Source organism: Prosthecobacter sp. (assembly GCF_044222565.1).
Classification (GTDB): domain Bacteria; phylum Verrucomicrobiota; class Verrucomicrobiia; order Verrucomicrobiales; family Verrucomicrobiaceae; genus Prosthecobacter.
Genome location: NZ_JBGANA010000001.1, coordinates 527,696 through 547,761 on the forward strand (window position 1 = coordinate 527,696; position 20,066 = coordinate 547,761).

At 60.8% G+C, this 20,066-nt stretch carries 15 protein-coding genes; 5 read left to right on the top strand and 10 right to left on the bottom strand.

What is annotated here, in order from left to right:
* Positions 1–55 precede the first annotated feature (55 nt).
* Positions 56–1,534 (bottom strand): sialate O-acetylesterase, encoded by a 1,479-nt coding sequence (locus ACILSR_RS02100; protein WP_395748064.1) that lies wholly within the window; start codon positions 1,532–1,534, stop codon positions 56–58.
* Between the two features lie 62 nt (positions 1,535–1,596).
* On the opposite strand from ACILSR_RS02100, the gene ACILSR_RS02105 reads away from it, so the two are divergent.
* Positions 1,597–2,400: a hypothetical protein gene (locus tag ACILSR_RS02105; RefSeq protein WP_395748065.1), complete on the top strand. Its 804-nt coding sequence runs from the start codon at positions 1,597–1,599 to the stop codon at positions 2,398–2,400.
* Between the two features lie 4 nt (positions 2,401–2,404).
* Here ACILSR_RS02105 and ACILSR_RS02110 read toward each other — a convergent pair whose 3' ends face one another.
* The 5 genes from ACILSR_RS02110 to rseP form a co-directional block, all read right to left on the bottom strand.
* On the bottom strand, positions 2,405–3,289 hold the full coding sequence (locus tag ACILSR_RS02110) for a polysaccharide pyruvyl transferase family protein (protein WP_395748066.1): 885 nt from the start codon (positions 3,287–3,289) through the stop codon (positions 2,405–2,407).
* Between the two features lie 21 nt (positions 3,290–3,310).
* Complete coding sequence (locus ACILSR_RS02115) at positions 3,311–4,624, bottom strand: glycosyltransferase family 4 protein (RefSeq protein ID WP_395748067.1); 1,314 nt, start codon at positions 4,622–4,624, stop codon at positions 3,311–3,313.
* 229 nt (positions 4,625–4,853) lie between these two features.
* The gene (locus ACILSR_RS02120) at positions 4,854–6,437 is read right to left on the bottom strand and encodes a serine/threonine-protein kinase (protein WP_395748068.1); all 1,584 of its coding nucleotides are present in this window, start codon (positions 6,435–6,437) and stop codon (positions 4,854–4,856) included.
* A gap of 80 nt (positions 6,438–6,517) precedes the next feature.
* Positions 6,518–7,687 (bottom strand): glycosyltransferase family 4 protein, encoded by a 1,170-nt coding sequence (locus ACILSR_RS02125; protein WP_395748069.1) that lies wholly within the window; start codon positions 7,685–7,687, stop codon positions 6,518–6,520.
* An 11-nt stretch (positions 7,688–7,698) separates the two neighbouring features.
* Positions 7,699–9,234, bottom strand: a complete 1,536-nt coding sequence (rseP, locus tag ACILSR_RS02130; RefSeq protein WP_395748070.1) for an RIP metalloprotease RseP — start codon at positions 9,232–9,234, stop codon at positions 7,699–7,701.
* A gap of 82 nt (positions 9,235–9,316) precedes the next feature.
* On the opposite strand from rseP, the gene ACILSR_RS02135 reads away from it, so the two are divergent.
* Together ACILSR_RS02135 and ACILSR_RS02140 are read left to right on the top strand one after the other, a co-directional pair.
* On the top strand, positions 9,317–10,186 hold the full coding sequence (locus ACILSR_RS02135; RefSeq protein WP_395748071.1) for a DUF3313 family protein: 870 nt from the start codon (positions 9,317–9,319) through the stop codon (positions 10,184–10,186).
* A 144-nt stretch (positions 10,187–10,330) separates the two neighbouring features.
* Positions 10,331–10,834, top strand: coding sequence for a hypothetical protein (locus tag ACILSR_RS02140; RefSeq protein WP_395748072.1), 504 nt, complete (start codon positions 10,331–10,333; stop codon positions 10,832–10,834).
* A gap of 54 nt (positions 10,835–10,888) precedes the next feature.
* On the opposite strand, the gene ACILSR_RS02145 is transcribed toward ACILSR_RS02140, so the two are convergent.
* From ACILSR_RS02145 to ACILSR_RS02160, 4 genes are all read right to left on the bottom strand, one after another.
* Positions 10,889–11,350, bottom strand: coding sequence for a RidA family protein (locus ACILSR_RS02145; protein ID WP_395748073.1), 462 nt, complete (start codon positions 11,348–11,350; stop codon positions 10,889–10,891).
* A gap of 55 nt (positions 11,351–11,405) precedes the next feature.
* Positions 11,406–12,005: a CDP-diacylglycerol--glycerol-3-phosphate 3-phosphatidyltransferase gene (gene pgsA / locus ACILSR_RS02150; protein ID WP_395748074.1), complete on the bottom strand. Its 600-nt coding sequence runs from the start codon at positions 12,003–12,005 to the stop codon at positions 11,406–11,408.
* Between the two features lie 211 nt (positions 12,006–12,216).
* Positions 12,217–13,074, bottom strand: a complete 858-nt coding sequence (locus ACILSR_RS02155; RefSeq protein WP_395748075.1) for an alpha/beta hydrolase — start codon at positions 13,072–13,074, stop codon at positions 12,217–12,219.
* Positions 13,075–13,267: 193 nt separating this feature from the next.
* Entirely contained in the window at positions 13,268–15,523 is a 2,256-nt protein-coding gene (locus ACILSR_RS02160) for a hypothetical protein (protein WP_395748076.1), read from the bottom strand.
* Positions 15,524–15,989: 466 nt separating this feature from the next.
* Here ACILSR_RS02160 and ACILSR_RS02165 point away from each other — a divergent pair, with 466 nt between their 5' ends.
* Together ACILSR_RS02165 and ACILSR_RS02170 are read left to right on the top strand one after the other, a co-directional pair.
* Positions 15,990–16,940 carry a phosphatidate cytidylyltransferase gene (locus tag ACILSR_RS02165; RefSeq protein ID WP_395748077.1) on the top strand — a complete coding sequence of 317 codons (951 nt, stop codon included), beginning with the start codon at positions 15,990–15,992 and terminating at the stop codon, positions 16,938–16,940.
* Positions 16,941–16,981: 41 nt separating this feature from the next.
* A complete protein-coding gene (locus ACILSR_RS02170; protein ID WP_395748078.1) occupies positions 16,982–20,056 on the top strand; it encodes a PSD1 and planctomycete cytochrome C domain-containing protein in 3,075 nt (1,024 codons plus the stop codon).
* Positions 20,057–20,066 lie beyond the last annotated feature (10 nt).

Sequence of the window (20,066 nt, forward strand, 5' to 3'; positions counted from 1 at the left end):
CTGCGAAGCACAGAAGCTGTCAATCCTCCAAACAGCACCCCACAACGCCACCTCATCACTTCCGAAACGGCGACGCCGGAATCCCCGCACCATTATAAAGCGTCGCCTTCGGATTGTCCTTCCACGCATACCGCACCTGCTTCGGCTCAGCCACAGCCTCGCTCGACACCACCACCGTCTCCCCCTCGATCCTCGCCTCCGCCGCCTGCCATTGTCCATCCGCCCCGGCGATTTCAAATTCAGCAAGTTCGCCCTTCGCCGTCAGCCCCTTCGCATGCGTGAAGGTCAGCACCATGGCTCCGCCCTTCACCGTGGCTTTGTCGATCAGCGGCCCTGAAGTGTCGGCGACCTCCTTGTGATAAACCGCACCCAGCGCCCATTGCGCGAGGCGACGGCCCACTTCCTGTTTGTTCGTCGGATGAATGTTCTTCGGCATGCCGATGTCAAGCGTGATGGCCATACCGCTCTTCGGAATCGTGCTCAGCGCGTTCAGCATCTGCTCGCGCACGATCGGCCAGCCTTCGCCGGGCTTGGTGAAGTTCGGCAACTGCACCCACGCAAAGGGAAACTCATCATCCCAGCGCGTGCGCCAGTCCTTCGCCAGCAGCGTGAGCTGCGCCTGGTAAAACGGCGGCTTCGCACCATTGCTGTTCGCCTCACCCTGATACCATATCGCTCCACGGATCGCATAAGGGATCAGCGGCGCGATCTTGCCATTAAACAGCCCGCCGACATCGCCTTTGCGCTGACGGGTCTCGATGGGATCACGCGGCTTGCGCGGCGCAGCCTTCCCTTCGGCCTTGGCCTTCTTCGCCTCCTCGGCCCACTTCTTCACCTGGCGCTCGTAGCCCGCCTTGACCTTCGCTTCGTCAAAATCCGCACTCTCCTTCTTCACGGCTTCAAAGAAAGGCTTCAGCTCCGCGCTCGCATGCTGCGCCTCCGGGCTGATCCACGACTCGATCGGCGTGCCGCCCACGGAGGAGTTGATCAGTCCCAGCGGCTGCTTGAACTCCTGGTAAAGATTGCGCCCAAAGAAATACAACGTGGCGGAAAAGCGCCCCACCGTGTCAGGAGCGCAGAGCACCCAGGAGCCCTTGCCCTGCGTCTGTGCTGTGGGCGAGGCCCCGCTGCTCTCCGTAAACACCCGGATCAGCGGTGTGTTCGCCGCCGCCTTGCTTCCCTCATAGTCATCGGCCCCCTGCACCTGCAGCCCCATGTTCGACTGTCCTGAGCCAAGCCACACCTCGCCAATCAGCACATCGTTGATCGTCTTGTCGTCAATCGTCAGCGTCTGCGGCTCCGCAGTCACCTTCAGCGCATCCAGCTTGAGCGACCACTTGCCGCTCGCATCCGCCTTCGCCGTCTTCTTTTGCCCCGCGATCGCCACGGTCACCTCCTCCCCCGCTCCCGCCGTGCCCCAAACCGGCACCGGCTTGCCGCTTTGCAGCACCATGTGATCAGAAAAAATGGCGGGCAGCGTGATGGCCGCCTGAGCGGACAGGGACAGCAGCAGAAAGGAAGCGAGGATCTTCATGAGAGAAAGGTTGGGGTGAGATGCGGCTTGTCAACGAAGCCACCCGCACGTTTGATACAAAAATGAAGGTGGCACTTTATTGCGCAGGTCTCGGCGACGTCATCCGCGTCATTTATGAAACCGCGAGTTACCGCACTCTCAGTGAGACCACGGAACCCGTCCCGGTCATCGTGGCCTCTCACAACCCCTTCGCGATGGAGATCTTCCGCCACCATCGCAACGCCAAAAACTTCATCCTCTACGATCTCGCGCACAAGTACGAGGAATTCCTCGCCTCCGGCCTGCGCGGCCCGGACATCAACCGCGCCCTCTGCCAGTTCGCCGGCCTGGACTATGCCAATCTCATCCGTGGCAGCGCAAACGGCCACGTCCCCATATTTGACGCGCCGGATGATATCGCCTCCACCGGCCACATCATCTTCCAACCCTTCGCCGGCAATGCCTCCTACCGCTCCCTGCCGACCGACTTGATCGACTCCACGGTGCAGATGCTGCGCACCCTGCCCTATCAGGTTTTCATCGTCACGCGCAGCTACTTCCGCCCCGGAGGCGGCGGCAAAATCATCCATGGCGACGAGGATGCCCGCCATTTTGCCGGCGGCAACATCACCGTCCTCGACGGCCTGACCGTCCCCGCCACGCTGAACCTCATCAAAACCTGCCGCGCCTACATCGGCAGCTGGTCCAGCCTCCAGCAGGCCGCGTGGTTTGAGCACAAGCCCGTGGCGGTCTTTTACCCTGTAAACTACCACGATGTGGTGCAACGCACCGGCTACGCCTTCGGCATGGATCGCGAAAACACCTTGGGCCGCGAATTCCCTCACGTGGACACCACCGAAGTGGCCGCCTTCCTCCAGCGCTGGTGATCGCTCAGCCGCGGATAATCCGCCGCAGCACCTCGAAATGACCGGCCGCATCCGCCATCGGCACGGCATAATCCTCATGCCTCAGCTTGTAAGGCACATCCACCGGTGTGATGAACGGCACCCTGCTGCTGCGCGCGAATACCATGCCATGGTAGCGTCCGGTGATGACAAATCTGGAGGCCGAAATTTGCCGAAACGCCACCTCCGGGCTCACACACTCCACGATCCTTGCCTCAGGAAAACGCGTCGCCACCTCCTCCAGCATCCACCCGTCATCCACCCGCGCACCCATGCTTAGCCAGCACACCGGCGCGTCACTCGCCGCAAACTGGCGCAGGTAATGATTGATCAGCACATTGCGCGGATTGACAAGCCCTGCGGGCACAATCGTCACACTCCCATTCTGATCCGCCGCCAACGCAGGACGATAAAGATAAGCCGCATCAGGATAAAACTCCGCATCCGTTCTTCCGCTGATCTCCCCCGCGATCCTCACACATTCGCGTGATCGCAGCGTGATGAAAGACGCCCCCTTCAAATACGGCACCCAGGGTTTCAACGCCGCCGCATACGCTCCATCCCGATGCACCTGAAACTGAAACCCACAGGACAAAAAGCCCCACGGAATGCCCCGCTCAATCGCCGCGTCCATGTAGAACTTCATGCAGCGCAGATGCGGTGACTCAGCATCCTCCGGCTCCGCCCCCACATTATGCAGCACTCCCCCGCCACCGATGACCACCATGCCCACATCCTCCGGCAGCCGGTCTGGAAGATCCGAGTTATAGACCACCACTTCGTGCTCCGGCAGCTGCTGCGCGAAGACCAGCGGATAGGTGTCGTCTCCGACATTCCCGTAACCCGATGCACCGACGAATGCGATCTTCATGGATTGCGCTGCGCCAGGCCATCAACGGCATTCCGCCATCTTCTTTTTGGATTGCCGCGACGGTGTTCCCAGCAGCGCTTGAAACTGGCGCGCCACATTTTCCCAGCGGAATGCCGCTCCGCGCACGTGCTCCAGCCCCTGGGCTGCGAGCAGGCTCCGCGCGGCATAGCTTTGATACAACCCCTGCAATGATGTCACAAACGGCGCTTCATCCACCAGGGCGCCCAGCGTGTTGATCTCAGGATGGATCAGCGTGCGCGAGCACGGTACTTTCACCGCAGGCACCGCCCACTCTCCCAGCGCGGAGGAATCCGGCACGATCTGCGGCACGCCGCAGGCCATCCCCTCCATCGTGGTAAGACCCCAGCCCTCCCCCAGCGTCGTCGTCATCTGAATGTCGAGCGCATGGTAGACGGACTTCAACCGTTCAGCGTCCTGCATCTCGCGGATGTCTTCCGGGCCGGTGAGGATCAGCCTGTCCGCCACACCATAGCACGCCGCCACCCGGCGCAGATCCCACCCCGTGTCCTTCTGCGCGCAATGCAGCAGCAGGTACGCATTGCCAATGCGGTGCTGCTTGATCCATGCGGCGAATATCTGAATCGTCAGATCAAGCCGTTTGCGCGGCTGGTTGCGGTTCACATTTCCCACGATGAACGCGTCCGCCGGAACTTTCAGCCCCAGGGCCCGGCGTGCCGCCAGGCGGTCTCCTGGCTCAAACATCCTCGTGTCGATGCCGTGTGGTATCACCTGCCGCTGCCCCGTGAAGCCGGCGGCGCAGGCCTCGCGATAGCCAAAATTCGTGTACCACACCGCGGCATGCAGCTTGTTCAGTTCCGCCATCGCGGCTGGATCCAGATTGCCTCCATCCACCGGCATGTATCCCACCATCCTCAGCCCGGCGGGCGCCAGCTTCGCAAACCGCGCGACGTTCCACCAGTCGTTGTTGATGACCACCGCCGCGGGATCAAATTCGGCGCAGAGGTGCTGAAAACGGTTCATGCCCCACATGTCCCCGCCCTGGCATGCCGGCATCACGTCATAGGGCAGCTCGTGCGCCGCGCCGTCGTAGTTCACGCCGGACACCGTCACATCCCAGTCGCCCTGAAGATGCTCCAAAATCGAGTGCGTCACCGTTGCAAAACCCGTTGGCACCAGCGCATCGCCGATCCAAAGCAGCCGTGGCTTGCGCCTTCTGCCGCGGACGGTACGCACGGGTGCGGGCGCCTTGCGCGGTGTCGCCTCCATCATCAGGCTTCCGCCCTGTGCCGTCACCCCGCTGGCCACCACCATCATCGGAGTTTCGCTTTGCCATCCGCCCGGAGGTTGGATCAAGCTCGCCATCCCTTTACTCCTGGCCATCGTCCGGGCTCGCGCCGTGAGTTTGCCGACCGCCGCGCTTGCTTTTTGCCTTCCAGGTTTCGCCACGGCTGCGGAGCCTTTCGCCTTCGCTGCTCTCTTCATGGAGGCCTTGCCACGGGCATGGGCTTGGCCGCTTGGGTGTTTGGCTCGGGTGGTATGGTTTGGCATGTCGTATGGTGGTGAAATGATTTCCGGCCTCTGGTCAATCCGTGTCCACGACCGCGCACTCTGGCAGCAGTGTGCGCAGCTCTGCGGCGATGAACGCATCCACAGGCAGCTGTGATCCCCCGATGCGCAGCAGCGTCAGGTTCTTGCACGCGGCCAGGTACGGAATCGCGTCCCGTGTGACCGTCGGGCTGGCCATCAGGTCCAGATTCGTCATCGTCTCAATGGTGGACAAATGTTTGAGTGCGGACGCGGGCAAGGCGAGCCCCCGCAGGTTGAGGTTGAGCACGGTGCCGGCTCCCCGGATGTTCTCCACCAGTCCCGCCAGCGTGGCTTCATCCGGAATAGGTCGCGAGGAAAGATTCACACGCCAGATCGTGAAAGGTCCCGCTGGCAGGGCGCTGACTCGGTCGATGTCCGCATCTCCACCCATCGGCTTGGCGATGCTGTTCGGTGTTTGCACGTTGACCCAGCCGCCATGGTCAAACACCCACTTCGCCAGCTTAATCTGGGCCGGATCCGGTGCAGCAGCGGGGGCCACGGCTTTTTGCTCCCCGGCTGCCTCCGCTTGCGCCAGCCCGTCGTCGTGCCACAGGAAAAACAGACCCGCCCCCAGAAGAGTCACCACTACTGCCACCCAGGCCAGCCGGCGCTTCGGCCCCCCGTGTGTCGGGAGCCGCAGCGTCAGCGCATCGGTGGGAATGCCTCCCTTTTCGTCGGTGGTGCTGGCATTTTCGCTCCGCGGCGGACGCCGGAAGTTCTTCCAGTTGTCGCTCTTCTCGAAAAGCTTTTCCAGCACCTGTGTCATGTCACGCACATGCTGGTACCGCTTTTCCGGATTGTTTTGCATTGCCTTGCTCACCACTGCATCGATCCCCTTGTCCGCACCTGAACGGATCGAAGGCGGCTCCCAGATCCCTTTCGGCACATGCCCGGTGAACAGCTCATAGATCATCACCCCCAGTGAGTAGATGTCCGCCCTGTGGTCGATGTTTTTGCTCTGGTCCAGCGCTTCCGGCGCTATGTAGTCGGGCGTCCCCAGCGTCATGCCTGTCGCCGTGTAATCCACCGTCTGCGGCCCCACCACCTTCGCCAGTCCAAAATCCGCCACCTTCACATTGCCACGTTCATCGATCAGGATGTTCGCCGGCTTGATGTCCCGGTGAACAATTCCATGCTCATGCGCAAACTGCAGCGCCTCGCACACCTGCGTGATGATCTTCAGAATCTGCTTTGGCTCCGGCGGATTGCGTTTCAGCAGATGCTGCAGATCCATGCCTGAGACATACTCCATCACATAGTACATCTGGCCGTCCGGCGTTTCACCAAAGTCATGCACCGCAATGATGTGCGGATGATTCAGCTTCGCCAGCGCATGCGCCTCCCGCCTGAACCTTTCCGCAAAGCTCTCCTTGTTCCGGTGCACCAGCGGCAGCAGCTTCACCGCCACCGGGCGGTTGAGACTCTTCTGCACCGCCTTGTAAACCGCCCCCATGCCGCCACGCTCGATGAATTCAAGAAACTGATAGCCGGGGATCAGCGCATCCAGTTCCGCCGTCGAGGGCGGAATAAACGGTTCGAAATGAATGGCTTCCCCGCCATTGTTATGCTCTGGAGGCATGCAGATGATTTAAGAACCAAGCAGCACCTTTAGCAAGGCCCCAAGCGACATACGGCAAAATTTTCACTAGAACCCCCTTTTTACGCAGCCCGGTAGGCCGCCACCAGCTGCTCCACGCTGCGTTCCCAGTTCAGTTCCTGCGTCAGTCGCGCATGTCCCGCCGCCGCCAGTCGCGCGCGCCGGGGCTCGTCGTCCAGCAGTTCCAAAATGGCGTCGCCCAGCTTCGTGGCGGAGTTTTCCATCACATACACCGCTCCCTCCCCCGCAGAAAATCGCCCCTCCACCGTGCCAAACATCACCATCGGCTTCGCGAAGGCCATGTACTCCAGCACCTTGTTCATCGTGCAGTGGTCGTTGTAGGCATTGATCGGGTCGCATGCCACCCCCAGATCCATCGTGCGCAGCGCCCGGCAGAGAAACTCATCGCTCACCCTCCCCGGCATGCTCACCTGCTCCTGCAGCCCCAGCCGATCGCGCAGCGCCAGCAGTTCCGCATGCTCCGGACCCGAGCCCATCAGCAGAAACTGCACATCCCTTCTCCCTCGCGTTTTCACAATGTGCTCCGCCGCCCGCACCAGGTAGTCCACCCCATCGGCATTTCCCATCACGCCGATGTATCCCACCAGATGCTTTTTCCCAGCGCGCAGAGACTCTTCCGCCGGCGCGCTCGTGTTCATGCGGCTCGGCGCCGTCCGCACCACAAAGGCCCGGTCATCGCCCAGCCTGCCCCGCAGCTTCACCGCGCTCAGCACGCTCTCATTCGTCGCGATCACCACGTTCGCCAGCACCAGCGTGCACCGCTCCGCCGCTCGCACCGCCCAATACATCAGCCCCCGTTTTCCAAACTTCGCCTCAAACATCTCCGGCCACAGGTCATGCACGTCAAAGATCACCTTCACTCCCCCCAGCAGCTTGAATGGCAGCGCCACCAGAAACAGCAGGTCCGGCGGATTGCACAGATGGATCACGTCAAATCCCCCCCGCCTCCACGTCTTCACCGCGCACCAAAACTCACCCCACAGCGCGGACGCATATTCAGTAATGAATCCGCCCAGCGATCCCGCCTCTCCACTGATCCAATGCCGGTAGATTTGTATCCCCTCCAGCACCTCCTCCGCCTGCGTGTAGCCCCGCATCTGCGGGCAGATCACGGTGACCTCATGCCCGGCATCTCTCAGCGCACACGCCTCCTGCCACACCCGTCGGTCGAAGGGAACGGGCAGGTTCTCGACGAGGATGAGGACGCGCATGGGCGGCGTGGTTAGGCGTCCTTCCCAGACTTCGCCGCGCGCTGCTCCTTCGGCAGCCACTCATCCTTGATCGGCAGCCCGTCCGTCGTGATCTTTTTCATCTCATCGTTCGGCTGCTTGCCCCCGCCAAAAATGTCCCCCGTGTCCTTCAGCGTCACAAAGATGATGAATCCAAACAGCATCAAGGCGCACGCGCTCTGCACATACTCCAGCAGGCGGCCCTGCGGCGGCTTCCGGCGCAGCGCCTCGGCGATCGCCATGGTGATGTGGCCGCCGTCCAGCACGGGAAACGGCATCATGTTCAGAATCGCCAGGTTGATGTTGAACACCACGCTGAACCACAGCACCAGACGCCACCCATCCGGATGCTGAAAGAGCTTGTAGTACAGTCGGCCCACCCCCACCGGCCCGCTCATGTGCGCCGGACTCAGGTCAGACTTGGGAGACACCAGCTTGGAAACTAGGTTGCCCATGTGCCTCACCGCGTCGCTGATCTGCTCATACGGACTCGGATGCGTCGGTTCGAGTTTCCCATCGCTGTCCCACTCGATGCCGATCATCATCTTCGGTTTGATGCGGTTGGTCTTGTCCGGAAAGCGTGGGAGAAGGTTCAGCTTCATCGGCTGTTTATCCCGCACAATGCTGAGGGCGATCTCCTTGTTCGGATGCGCTTCAATGTAATCCGCCAGATCGGCGATGCTCCGCAGCGGCGTGTCATCCGCATGCGTCACAAAGTCATTCGGTTTGACGCCACCTTCATCCGCGGGTGTGTTTTTGATCACACGCGCCACCATCGGAATCATCTGGCCTTCCAGCCCCACCGAACGCAGCTCCGGCCGTTTGAAAATCGAGTGCCACCAGGTGGAAGAGTCCGCCTTCTTGTCTTCCTTCGGCCAGGCCTTCGGATCCACGCTGAATTTCAGCACACCCTGGCCAGGACGCTCCACTTCAAACGGGATCTTGTCCCCTTCGCTCGCCACCACGCCCCAGCGCACGCTGTCCACAAGACCTTCGAAGCGCTTCACCGGCAGCCCGTCCACCGTCAAAATCTTGTCCCCGGATAGGATCCCCGCAGCCTTTGCCGGGCTGTCCTTCTCCACATGCCCCACGATCGTCGTCGTGTGGGACTCGCTCTGCGGCTTGCCCAGTTGCCACACGGCCACGGCAAACGTGCACGCCAGCAGGAAACTGAACAGCGGACCGGCAAACGCCACGATCGCCTTGTCCAGCGGCGTGATCGGCGGCAGCACTTCCTTGCTGCCTTCTCCCTCGAGTCCGCCCATCGGCGCCATCTGCGGCAGCGCCACAAATCCCCCTGCTGGAATGCTGCCCAGGCCATACTCCACCCCGTTGATGGTCTTCTTCCACAGGGGCTTGCCAAACCAGATATAAAACTTGTCGATCTTCAGCCCCCGCCAGCGTGCCGCCAGGAAATGCCCCCACTCGTGCACCACAATCATCAGGTTGAAGACAAGGATCACCTCCAGGATGAGGATGATGAAACGGAGGATTTCACCGAAGGTGCCGAGGGAGGAAAGCCATGCCATAGGGGAGGAAGGAAAAGATCGGGCGGTGTTCGGCGGAATTGCCGTCCAACACGCGACTGGAACGGAAAGCTAACACCCCCCCATGGTTGGCGCAAATGCTGCGGGGAAGTTTGTACTCCGCGAGGTTGATGAAATATTTGCCAGTCGTGTTTCTCAGACGTATCCCAATCCCTCGCTCAAAATGGTTACTCGTTTCACTCTCTTCCTTCTCCTCCCCTGGATGTTGATGTCCTGCCGCACCGCCAAAAGCGTGGTGGCAGCCGTGGATGTCAAGCCCACGGGCCTCCTGCCCCACGGCGGCGAGCTAAAGGAAAACCGTAAGCGCTCCCCATTCCTCGGCAACTGGTGGTCCACCGACAAAAAAGTCCTCTCCGCCGCTGAAAAAGTGAAGGCCCTCTACGTCGCCCCCGTCGTTTCCGACGAGCTGCGTCCTATGAAGCAAAAATTCACTCAGATGGAGTTCAGCAACAAACGGCGGGACGCCAAAATGAAAGGCCTCCTCACCTACGCGCACGACAAATTCGTCCGCGCATTCAAATCCGACAAAAAGGCCCGCTACACCATCGTGGATGCCCCAGCCAAGGACGCCATGACCCTTCGGCTCTCCATCATCGAATGGGAGCCCAATACCTATTCCGGCCTCGTCGTCCGGGAAGCCGTCGATCTCTTCACCCTCCCCATGGTCGGGGGCAGTGTGCTGGGCAAGCCCTCCCGCGGCACCATTGCCATTCAGGGAGTCCTCACCGAGCCGAAGACCGGCAAATCCGTCTTTGAATTTGCCGACAAAGAAGAAGCCAAAACCCTGTTTTTCTTCTTCCCTCAGGAGCTCTTCCCCACAGGTCAGGCCAAGTTCGCCATTCGCGAATGGGCGCGGCAGTTCGAGAAGCTCATGAGCACTCCGCCTGACCAGCAGGTGAGGGACAGCCTGCCTTTCCAAGTCATTGGATTTTAAGACATCCAAAGATTTCTAGAGCGGTTCGGCCATAAAATTGAGAGCCACTCGATTTGAACGAAATTATACCCGTGTTCCACGGAGCTTTCCTCATTGCCAGAGCGGTGAAATTCGTGTGCTAATCCAGCGCATCTCCCGCCCGCCATGAAACTGCCCTCTCTTCACCCCCTCGTAGTTCTCCTCGTCGGTCTCTCCCTCACCCTCACCGCCTGCCAGTACCCCAGGTATGCCTATGGATATGACAGTTTGGGCAGGCCCGTCGGCCACGGCATCTTCCGGCACCAAAGCACCACCTATGGCAGCCCGCTTGGCTCGCTCACCAAAAGCGTGCTCGGCTCCAATCGCGACCACTACCTCTACGTCATCCGGGGAACCAACGCTGGCTCCCGCTATTACACCTCCCCGACCTATTACACCAGCACCAGCCCCTACCGTGGCTATTCCGGCTCCATGGTCCGCTGCCCCATCTACCCCATTTCCTACCAGCGCCACCCGTACTATTCGAACAGCCTCTACAGCAGCCCCTACTATGCCCGCAGCCCTTCGAGCAGTCACAGTTACTCGAACCGTCCTTGGGGCGGCGGCTACGGCTTCGGCATGCCCTACAACTGGGGTGTCGGCCTCGGCCTCGGCTCCCGCTGGTTTTGATCGGCGTTGTATCACTTCCACCAAAGGCCTGCGCTGGAAACGGCGCGGGTCTTTTTATTGAATCTCAAAGATCCCCTCGATTTCCACCGCGATATTCCCCGGCAGAGATCCCATCCCCACCGCGCTCCGCGCGCCGATGCCGCATTCCTCGCCCCAGACCTGACCAAACAGCTCGCTGCATCCATTGATCACCTTCGGGTGCTCTCCGAAATCCGGCGTGCTGTTCACCATGCCCAGCAGCTTCACCACCCGCTTTACGCGGTCCAGGCTGCCCAGCTCCGCTTTCAGCGTCGCCAGCAGCGCCAGTCCGGTCTGCTTTGCCGCAGCCTTGCCCGCATCCAGATCCAGATCCGCTCCCACCCGGCCCGTGAGATACTTCCCATCTCCCAGATAAGGCCCGTGCCCGGACACATACGCCACGTTCCCCACGATCACGACCGGCTTGTACACTCCCCCGCGTGGCGGAGCGCTTGGCAGCGTGAGATTCAGGGCGGTGAGTTGTTCTTCAGCAGTCATGGCGGTAACAGAGCAGGTTGAAATGAGACGAAGAGGAATGAAATGAAAAAACCACTCAGGCATCGTTAAACAACTGCCGGTTCTTCCAGAAATAGCTGAACCCGGACACCAGCGTCAGCAGCGTCGTGAAATAAACCAGCGCCGCCGCAACCATCCGCTCCACTTCCGGATTCGCCGTAAACGCCGCATGAGTGAAGCTCCAGATCGGCTCGTTCGAAGCCTGTCTCATCATGAAATAGATCACCGTCAGGATCTGCCACAGCATCTTGTGCTTCCCCAGCCTCTCCGCTGCCAGCACCGCTCCCTGCCCTGCCGCCACCAGCCGGATCCCCGTCACAAAAAACTCCCGCGACAATATCACGATCGTGATCCACGCCGGCATCCGCGCCGCCTCAGGAATGTTCTGGTCCGCGGACAGCAGCACAAACGCCGCGGCGATAAGGATCTTGTCCGCCAGCGGGTCAAACAGCTTGCCGAAGTTGGTCACGATGTTGCGCGCCCGTGCGATCTTGCCGTCATAATAATCCGTGATCGATGCCGCGCCGAATACCAGCAGCGCTACGGACACCGTGTTCGCCCACGGGATGTAAAAACACACCACAAACACCGCCGTCAGGATCAGGCGTGAGAGGGTCAGTTTGTTCGGCAGGTTCATGGGTTGGTGATTTCCCTGTCTAGCGATGGAATCCCCCCGCTGTCAATGACGACAAACATCGCCCGGGCCTGTGCATGAACAAAATAGACGCCAAATACCCCTCCCAGCGTCGCATTGCAGTGCCGACTCTCCTAGAGCGCTGCGTCCTTTCTGTCCTTTTCGTCATTTTTGTCCTTTCGAACGAGCCTTCGCCTCCCCCGCTCCCATCACATCACCCCTCCGATGGCTTTTGCAGCGTCGGCTCGCCTTTCAGCCATCCCAGCGAACCCAGGAACTTGTCAGTCGCCAGCAGCGTCTCGTAGTAGAACTGCATCTTGCCCCCTTTTCCAGGATTGAAAAATCCGTGCCCCTGCCCTTCATAAAACACGGCCTCGCACCGCACTCCCGCCTTTTCCATTCCCGCCTTGAAGCGCTCCACCACCGTCACCGGGATCAGCTTGTCCTGCGTCCCGAGAAACACGATCGTCGGCGGATCATCCGCGCTGATGTTGTGCGCCGGTGAGTACTCCTTGTAGTGCTCCCCCACCCGAGCGTGGCCCCAGCCCTGGTCCGGCCCGTTGTCAAAAACCGGATTGAACAGCGCCAGCGCATTCGCCTTCGGCGAAATTTTGAGATCGTCCTGCGGATCATCCAGCCCCTCCACCATCCCCACAAACGCAGCGAGGTGCCCGCCCGCGCTCCCGCCTCCGGCCCCAATGCGCTTCGGATCAATCCCCAGCTCCGCCGCACGCGCCCTCACCCAGCGCATCGCCGATTTCGCATCATGCACGCAGTCAATCGGCGGACCCGCGTCCCCCTTCTTGATCAGCCGATACTCCACCTGCACGCAGACCATCCCCCGCGTCGCCAGGTAGTCACTGTGCTCCGTAAACTGCGTTGGCTTCCCGCCCACCCAGCCGCCCCCATGAAAAAACACCATCGCCGGCCTCTGATCAGACGCCTTCCAGTCCGGCGGATTCACAATCGTCAGCTTCAGCTCCCGTTCCCCCACCTTTTTATAGACATGCGTGATCGGTTCGGCTCTGGCGATCAGAGCTAACAGGGAGAAGAGAAGTAAAAATCGAGACATGCCATCGCGGTCAACGAACCGCCGTGCCTCCTATTTCAAGACTTCAAAAAACTTCAGCAAACCGAGAGTGCCATGCCCATCACTTCGAACGTGGGCATGTCTGGATGTAGCTCGGAATCGGAATTCCGAGCTACATCACGCCAGCCGCACGCTGTGAGAGATTTCCGCGGGGAGTGTGAGAGCTTCCGTCACTTCATCGACTTGACGGCGGCACGGCATCCAAAAGCGGCATCGCCCTTCGTGAATCGCTAGGCCCTGTTGACACCGGCGGCTCCGGCTTTCTCAGCGGGTGCTCCCGTCGCATGCGCTCCATCCACGCATCCGCAGCTTTTGCATCAATTCGACTCCAGCCTTCATGGAGGTGCCACACGTCATCGAACGGCACCCCTTCCTCAAAGTTTTTGAACCTCTCCGGCCGCCCTTCGATCCATTGCACCGCATCTTTCGGCGAGATCGATGCCAGACGCTCGATCACCTGAGGCATCTGATAAGAACGACTCCGAAAAATGCCACCGTCGTTTCCCTGCTTCCTTTCCACCTGCTCAGCCTCTTCCAGATGTGCCAGCAAAGCCAGCCCGCATGCGGGCGTGGTGAAGCTCCTGTAGAGCTCGTCAAAAGGCGTATGCTGCCACCGCGGCGGCAACGTCTGGATCGTAGCAAGCGCATGCATATCTCCCCGACTTAGAAGACCTCGCGCCAGACTCCGTGTGATCATGGTCCCATAGTAATAGGTCATCCACCTGACCCGCGAAAAGTTGGTGGGGCCGTCCAGTGCGGCCTGCACCAGCACCTTGCTCTGCATCAACTCACGCAGCCGCGCCAGCGTGGCGTCCGGATGCAGCTCCGCAGCCTCGCAAAAGATGTGGATGAGCATGTCATCGCGTTGAGCAACCGGGAAGGGAGCGCCCATCGCAAACGCCTCGCAGGCGCGCCAGTCCTGCAGCACCCACGCGCTGAGCAGATCCTGAGAGAACCAGTCCATGCGGTGGTCTTTCAGGTAGGCGAGCAAAACCGGCCGCAGTTCCGCCGGAGTGGCAGCCTTCATCCATTTCAGCGCCTCCAGCCCCTCCCGCCTTCGCAGAGGATCTATGGAGGTGCGCGCCATCTCATGCAGACCCGCAAGTTCACGACAACGACCCGCATCAGCCTCACTGACCACCAATGCCTTGTCACGGATGGGCAGGTCAAACACACGCAGCATGAACGAACTCCCACTCAGCACCTCGGGATCGAGCTGCGGACTGGTGATCTTCTCGATCCGTTCGATCATCTCCCGGCATTTGGCTGATTCAGGAAAGATAATGGCGAGGAAATTTTCCTTATTCTGAAGGTGTATAAAATCTTGCGCCGACTTCAGCACGACGGCTTCACGCTCAGCCACGGGCCGGCCTGCAAGCCAATGCGCCAGCACCTCGCGCGACTGACGCCACACCGCATCCTCTCCTCGCTCATCATCTAGTAATTCCGCCAACGTCGCGATGCGTTCCTCCCGTCGCGTTTGTTTTCCCACCCATTCCAGCGCGGCGGCCATGTTCTTACGATCCGGCCCCGCAATCGCAAACACCGCCATGATCATCTCACTGCGCACGTCAGACTCCGCCCCTGCGGGCTGCTGAGCCATCAGCCACTCTGCGGCAGCAGTTGGACTCAAACCCGCCCATACGCGGAACAGCTCATCCCTCGCATGCACCACATGATAGTCCCGCTTATGACCGTTCAAGGCCTTCGTTCCCAGCGGAAAACGTCGCTCGACCCATGCACGAGTCCCAGAAAGATCGGCCAGCGCAGCGGCGCGCACCAGTTCCTCACAGAGATTCGGAGACTTGGTGTGATTTTCCTCAATCACCGGCTTCTCATCACCCGCGTAGCGATCCAGCAGCGCCAGCTTTTCTTCCGCCGTTTTCGCCTCGCTCACGCATCCGTGAAACACCGCCGTCGCCATGTACTCAGAAAGCTCTGGCAGCCGTTTCAGCGTCGCCAGCCCCTTTTTCCGAAACCACGCCGCCCCCACCGCACGCATGACATCCCACGCCAGCCATTTGTCTTCAAAGCCCTTCACAACTTTGCAGGCACGCTCAGGATCTTTTGCCGCAATGACCGCCCAAACCCTCTTGGCCGCCTCGCTGAAGGGATCACCCCTCGGCGCATTTTCCATCACCCGCAAAGCCCGTGCCTCATCCATCTGCGCCAGTCGCGTCCATGCCAGGCCCACAAATTCATTCCGCATTTCCCGCTCCTCATCTTTGCACCAAAGTACCAGCGCCGCCTCCAGCTTGACCATGTCCGCCTTGAGAATCGCATCCAGCGCACGCTCATGCGTGCGCACTCGGTCCTCAAAACGCGTCGCCCCCTGCGCCTCCTCCATCCAGGAGACAAACTCCTTCGCAGTCTGCCCCCGCGCCACAGCGCCGCTCAGCATCATCGCAAAAAAGATCACCCCCCGTTTCATGATCCCAAAAAAATGACAGCTCCGCCCCCAAATGTCGAGCCTGATGCCCATCATCAAGAAACCTTCCACCTAGCCTCCGCCATCGTTCACTGTTCCACACTCAGCCTCTAAAATTTTTCTACCCCTAATCTTTCTACCGCATCTCCGTCACCTCCCTCCTCTCCGGAAAAATCTTCGTTGCCCCCAATCTTCGTTTACCTTCCTCCGGATCTCTGCCTCCCCGCACTCCCAAATCTCTGCGATTAAAATCTCCGGCCATTCCTTTGCTCCTTCATTCCTTTGCTAAAAAACAGCGCTCCCTTTCCCGCACAGCCACCGGCGTTACCCTCTGTCCTACAATCTAGCCGTATTGAGTTCCGATTCCCTGGGGTACAAAAACCCGGCTCTTCAGGAAGCCGCCCCTGTCACCGGCTCTCTTTTTTCTCGTCCCCTCCCGCTTCCCCATGCTACATCTCCCGCACCTGGCATGAAACTCCTCTCCGACCCGGCGCTCCTCTACCTCCTCGGCGGCACCCTCGGCCTCCTCATCATCGCCTCCGTCATCGGCTGGGTGCTCGCGAAGCGCGCCACGACAGACGCCGCCAAACTCACCGTGGCCAACCTCAATGCCCGCACCAAGGCCTGGTGGGGCATGGTCGCCGTCTTTGCCGGTGCGCTCATGATCGGCCCCGTCGGCACCGCCGTCATGTTCTTCTTCAGCTCCTTCATGGCGCTGCGCGAATTCATCACCCTCACGCCCACAAAACCGGCCGACCACCGTACGCTCTTCTGGGTCTTCTTCATCATCACGCCTCTGCACTACTGGTTCCTGGCCACGAACTGGTACATCATGTTCCTCATCCTCATACCGGTTTACGCCTTCCTCTTCGTGCCCATGCGCTCCGCACTCGCGGGCGACTGCGACCGCTTCCTGGAGCGCACCTCCAAAATTCAGTGGGGCCTCATGATCTGCGTTTACTGCATCAGCTATGCCCCCGCCATCCTCTGGGTGGAACTTCCAAACTGGCCGCATAACCGGGCCAAGCTTCTCTTCTGGTTCATCACAGTGGTCGAGATGAGCGATGTCATGCAGTACGTCTGGGGCAAAATCTGCGGCAAACACAAGATTGCCCCCACCGTCAGCCCCAGCAAAACGTGGGAAGGCTTCATCGGCGGCGGCCTGACCACGGTCGTCCTCGGCGCCGCCCTCTGGTGGGCCACCCCGTTTTCACCCCTTCACGCCGCGGCCATGGCAGCGCTGGTCATCATCATGGGCTTCATGGGCGGCCTCGTCATGTCCGCCATCAAACGCGACCGCGGTGTCAAAGACTGGGGCGGTGCCATCGCCGGCCACGGCGGCTTCATGGATCGCCTGGACTCTCTGGCCTTTGCCGCACCCGTGTTCTTCCACGCCACCGGCTATTTCTTCGGGCGCTGATGCCCGAAAGCCCGGCCGCCTGGGGTTCGTATATCACCCCCATGCTTACCCGCGCCTTTTTCGCTGCCACTCTTCTGACCACCTCCGCCTCCGCGGCCGGGAAGCTCGACTTCAATCGCGACATCCGTCCGATCCTCAGCGACAACTGCTTCGCCTGCCACGGCTTCGACGCCAAGAAACGCAAGGCCGATCTCCGCCTCGACATTCCCGAAGTCGCCTACAAAGCCATCGATGGCATCTTCCCCATCAAGCCCGGCAACCCCGAGACCAGCTCCGTCATCCAGCGCATCCTGACAAAGGACAAAGACGAGGTCATGCCCCCGCCCGAGTCCAACAAGCACATCACTCCGGCCCAGGCAGAAATCCTACAGCGCTGGATCAAGGAAGGCGCCGAGTACAAAAAACACTGGAGCTTCGAAGCCCCCGTCAAGACCGCTCCGCCTGCCGTCAAAGCTGGCACCATTCGCAATCCAATCGACGCCTTCATCCAGGCTCGCCTCGCCGAAGAAAAGCTTTCTCCCCAACCCGAAGCCTCCAAGGAAACCCTCATCCGCCGCGTCACCCTCGACCTCACCGGCCTCCCTCCCACCCTCGCCGAGATCGACGCCTTCCTCGCCGACACCTCTCCTGACGCCTATGAAAAAGTCGTCGCCCGCCTGCTGAAATCCGAACGCTACGGCGAGCACATGGGCCGCTACTGGCTCGATGCCGCACGCTACGCCGACACCCACGGCCTCCACCTCGATAATGAACGCAGCATGTGGCCCTACCGCGACTGGGTCGTGCGCGCCTTCAACCAAAACCTCCCCTACGACCAGTTCACCATCTGGCAGCTTGCCGGCGACCTCCTCCCCAATGCCACCGTGGACCAGCAAGTCGCCTCCGGGTTCAACCGCTGCAACGTCACCACCAGCGAAGGCGGCAGCATCAATGAAGAGTTCATCTTCCGCTACGCCGTCGATCGCGCCGACTCCACCGTCGCCGTCTGGATGGGCCTCACCGCAGGCTGCGCCGTGTGCCACGACCACAAGTTCGACCCCATCTCGCAGAAGGAGTTTTATTCCCTCTACGCCTTCTTCAACAGCGCCGCCGACCCCGCCATGGACGGCAACATCCTCCTCACCCCGCCCATCCTCCGCCTCAGCACCGCCGAACAAAAAAAGCAAATCGCCGAGCTCGATCAAAGCATCGCCGCCACGCAGACAAAAATCCGCGCCGCCATCCAGACTCTCAACTACACCGACCCCGCTACCCAGACACCGCCACCGCCCGTGCAGACCAGCGAAACGGTCTGGTTTGAAGACGCCTTCCCCGCAAAGGCAGACTTCTCAGGCGAGCCCACTCAGATCATCACCAAGGACAAAGGCCCTGTTTTCAGCGGCAATGCCGCCCTCAAACGCACCGCCACCGGCGTCGCCCAGGACTTCTTCGCTAGCGGTGCCAAGTATGACATACCACCCAATGGTAAGATCAGCGTCGAGTGCTACATCGATCCCGCCAATCCTCCCAAGGCCATCATGCTCCAGTTCCACACCGCCGGCTGGAATCACCGCGCCGTCTGGGGCCAGGAAGGCGCCATCCCCTTCGGCCAGGTACGCACTCCTGAAAAAGTCACCATGGGTGCGCTCCCCGAAGCAGGCCAATGGGTCAAACTCGAAGTCCCCGCCGAGCGCCTCGGCCTCAAGCCCGGCATCAAGGTCACCGGTTACGCCTTCACCCAGTTCGGCGGCACCGTTTACTGGGACCGCCTCGCCATGTCCTCTCGCGTTGATCCCGCCAAAGACCCGCAGTGGTCCTGGAGCCAGTGGATCACCAAAAACCAGGGCAAGCGCGTCGCCGAACTCCCCAACGATCTCCAAACCCTCGTCCGTGGCAAAAAGCCCGCCGAATGGTCCGAGAAAGACACCACCCGCCTCAAGGAATGGTGGTTCGAAAACGAATACCAAGGTGCACGCAGCCTCGTCGAAGGCGCACGCGGCGAGAAACTCGCCCTCGAGTCCAAAAAGAAAACCCTCGATGACGTCATCCCCGCCACCTTCATCATGGCCGACCTCCCCGAGAAACGCGAAAGCTTCGTCATGGACCGCGGCCAGTACGACAAGCCCAAGGACAAGGTCACCCGCGGCACCCCCGCCATCTTTCCTCCTCTTCCCGCCCAGGCCGACTACACCCGCCTCGACCTCGCCAAATGGCTCGTCAGCCCCCAGCATCCCCTCACCGCCCGCGTGCAGGTCAATCGCCTCTGGCAGCAGTTCTTCGGCACCGGCCTCGTCAAAACCAGCAACGACTTCGGCTCCCAAGGCGAACCCCCAAGCCATCCCGAACTCCTCGACTGGCTCGCCATCACCTTCCGCGAAGGCGGTTGGGACATGAAGAAATTCGTCACCCTTCTCGTCACCTCTCACACCTACCGGCAGAGCGCGCAGTGCTCCGACCTCGTCCTGCAAAAAGACCCCGAAAACCGCCTTCTCTCCCACGGCCCGCGCTTCCGCCTCGATGCCGAAGCCGTGCGCGATCAGGCCCTCTTCGTCTCCGGCCTCCTCAGCCCCAAAATCGGCGGCAAAGGCGTGAAGCCCTACCAGCCCGAGAACATCTGGGAGCCCGTCGGCTTCGGCGGCAGCAACACCCGCAACTACATTCAGGACCACGGCGAATCTCTCTACCGCCGCAGCCTCTACACCTTCTGGAAGCGCACCGCGCCGCCGCCGAACATGACTTCCTTCGACGCGCCCAACCGTGAGAGCTACTGCCTCCGCCGCGAACGCAGCAACACCCCGCTCCAGGCCCTCACCCTCATGAACGACATCCAGTTCTTCGAGGCCTCGCGCAATTTCGCCCAGCACGTCATGCAGGCAAATGCCAGCACCGATGCCCGCATCACCGCCCTCTTCCGCACCGCCGCCGGCCGTTTCCCCAGCGCCCAGGAAGCCGAGATCATCCGCCAGTCCCTCGAAAAAGAACTCGCCGCCTACACCGCCAAACCCGACGAAGCCAAAAAAGCCATCACCTACGGCGAATCCAAGCCCGACGAAAAACTCAACCCCGCCGAACTCGCCGCCTGGACCATGATCGCCAACCTCGTCCTCAACCTCGACGAAGTCGTCACCAAGGGCTGAGTCGGCTCCT

Bases quoted from the DNA above. Each gene is read 5' to 3' on its own strand.
- ACILSR_RS02100 (WP_395748064.1), bottom strand. From the start codon at position 1,534: ATGAAGATCCTCGCTTCCTTTCTGCTGCTGTCCCTGTCCGCTCAGGCG.
- pgsA (WP_395748074.1), bottom strand. From the start codon at position 12,005: ATGAACCTGCCGAACAAACTGACCCTCTCACGCCTGATCCTGACGGCG.
- ACILSR_RS02140 (WP_395748072.1), top strand. From the start codon at position 10,331: ATGAAACTGCCCTCTCTTCACCCCCTCGTAGTTCTCCTCGTCGGTCTC.
- ACILSR_RS02135 (WP_395748071.1), top strand. From the start codon at position 9,317: ATGGTTGGCGCAAATGCTGCGGGGAAGTTTGTACTCCGCGAGGTTGAT.
- rseP (WP_395748070.1), bottom strand. From the start codon at position 9,234: ATGGCATGGCTTTCCTCCCTCGGCACCTTCGGTGAAATCCTCCGTTTC.
- ACILSR_RS02145 (WP_395748073.1), bottom strand. From the start codon at position 11,350: ATGACTGCTGAAGAACAACTCACCGCCCTGAATCTCACGCTGCCAAGC.
- ACILSR_RS02160 (WP_395748076.1), bottom strand. From the start codon at position 15,523: ATGAAACGGGGGGTGATCTTTTTTGCGATGATGCTGAGCGGCGCTGTG.
- ACILSR_RS02110 (WP_395748066.1), bottom strand. From the start codon at position 3,289: ATGAAGATCGCATTCGTCGGTGCATCGGGTTACGGGAATGTCGGAGAC.
- ACILSR_RS02120 (WP_395748068.1), bottom strand. From the start codon at position 6,437: ATGCCTCCAGAGCATAACAATGGCGGGGAAGCCATTCATTTCGAACCG.
- ACILSR_RS02155 (WP_395748075.1), bottom strand. From the start codon at position 13,074: ATGTCTCGATTTTTACTTCTCTTCTCCCTGTTAGCTCTGATCGCCAGA.
- ACILSR_RS02125 (WP_395748069.1), bottom strand. From the start codon at position 7,687: ATGCGCGTCCTCATCCTCGTCGAGAACCTGCCCGTTCCCTTCGACCGA.
- ACILSR_RS02165 (WP_395748077.1), top strand. From the start codon at position 15,990: ATGAAACTCCTCTCCGACCCGGCGCTCCTCTACCTCCTCGGCGGCACC.
- ACILSR_RS02170 (WP_395748078.1), top strand. From the start codon at position 16,982: ATGCTTACCCGCGCCTTTTTCGCTGCCACTCTTCTGACCACCTCCGCC.
- ACILSR_RS02105 (WP_395748065.1), top strand. From the start codon at position 1,597: ATGAAGGTGGCACTTTATTGCGCAGGTCTCGGCGACGTCATCCGCGTC.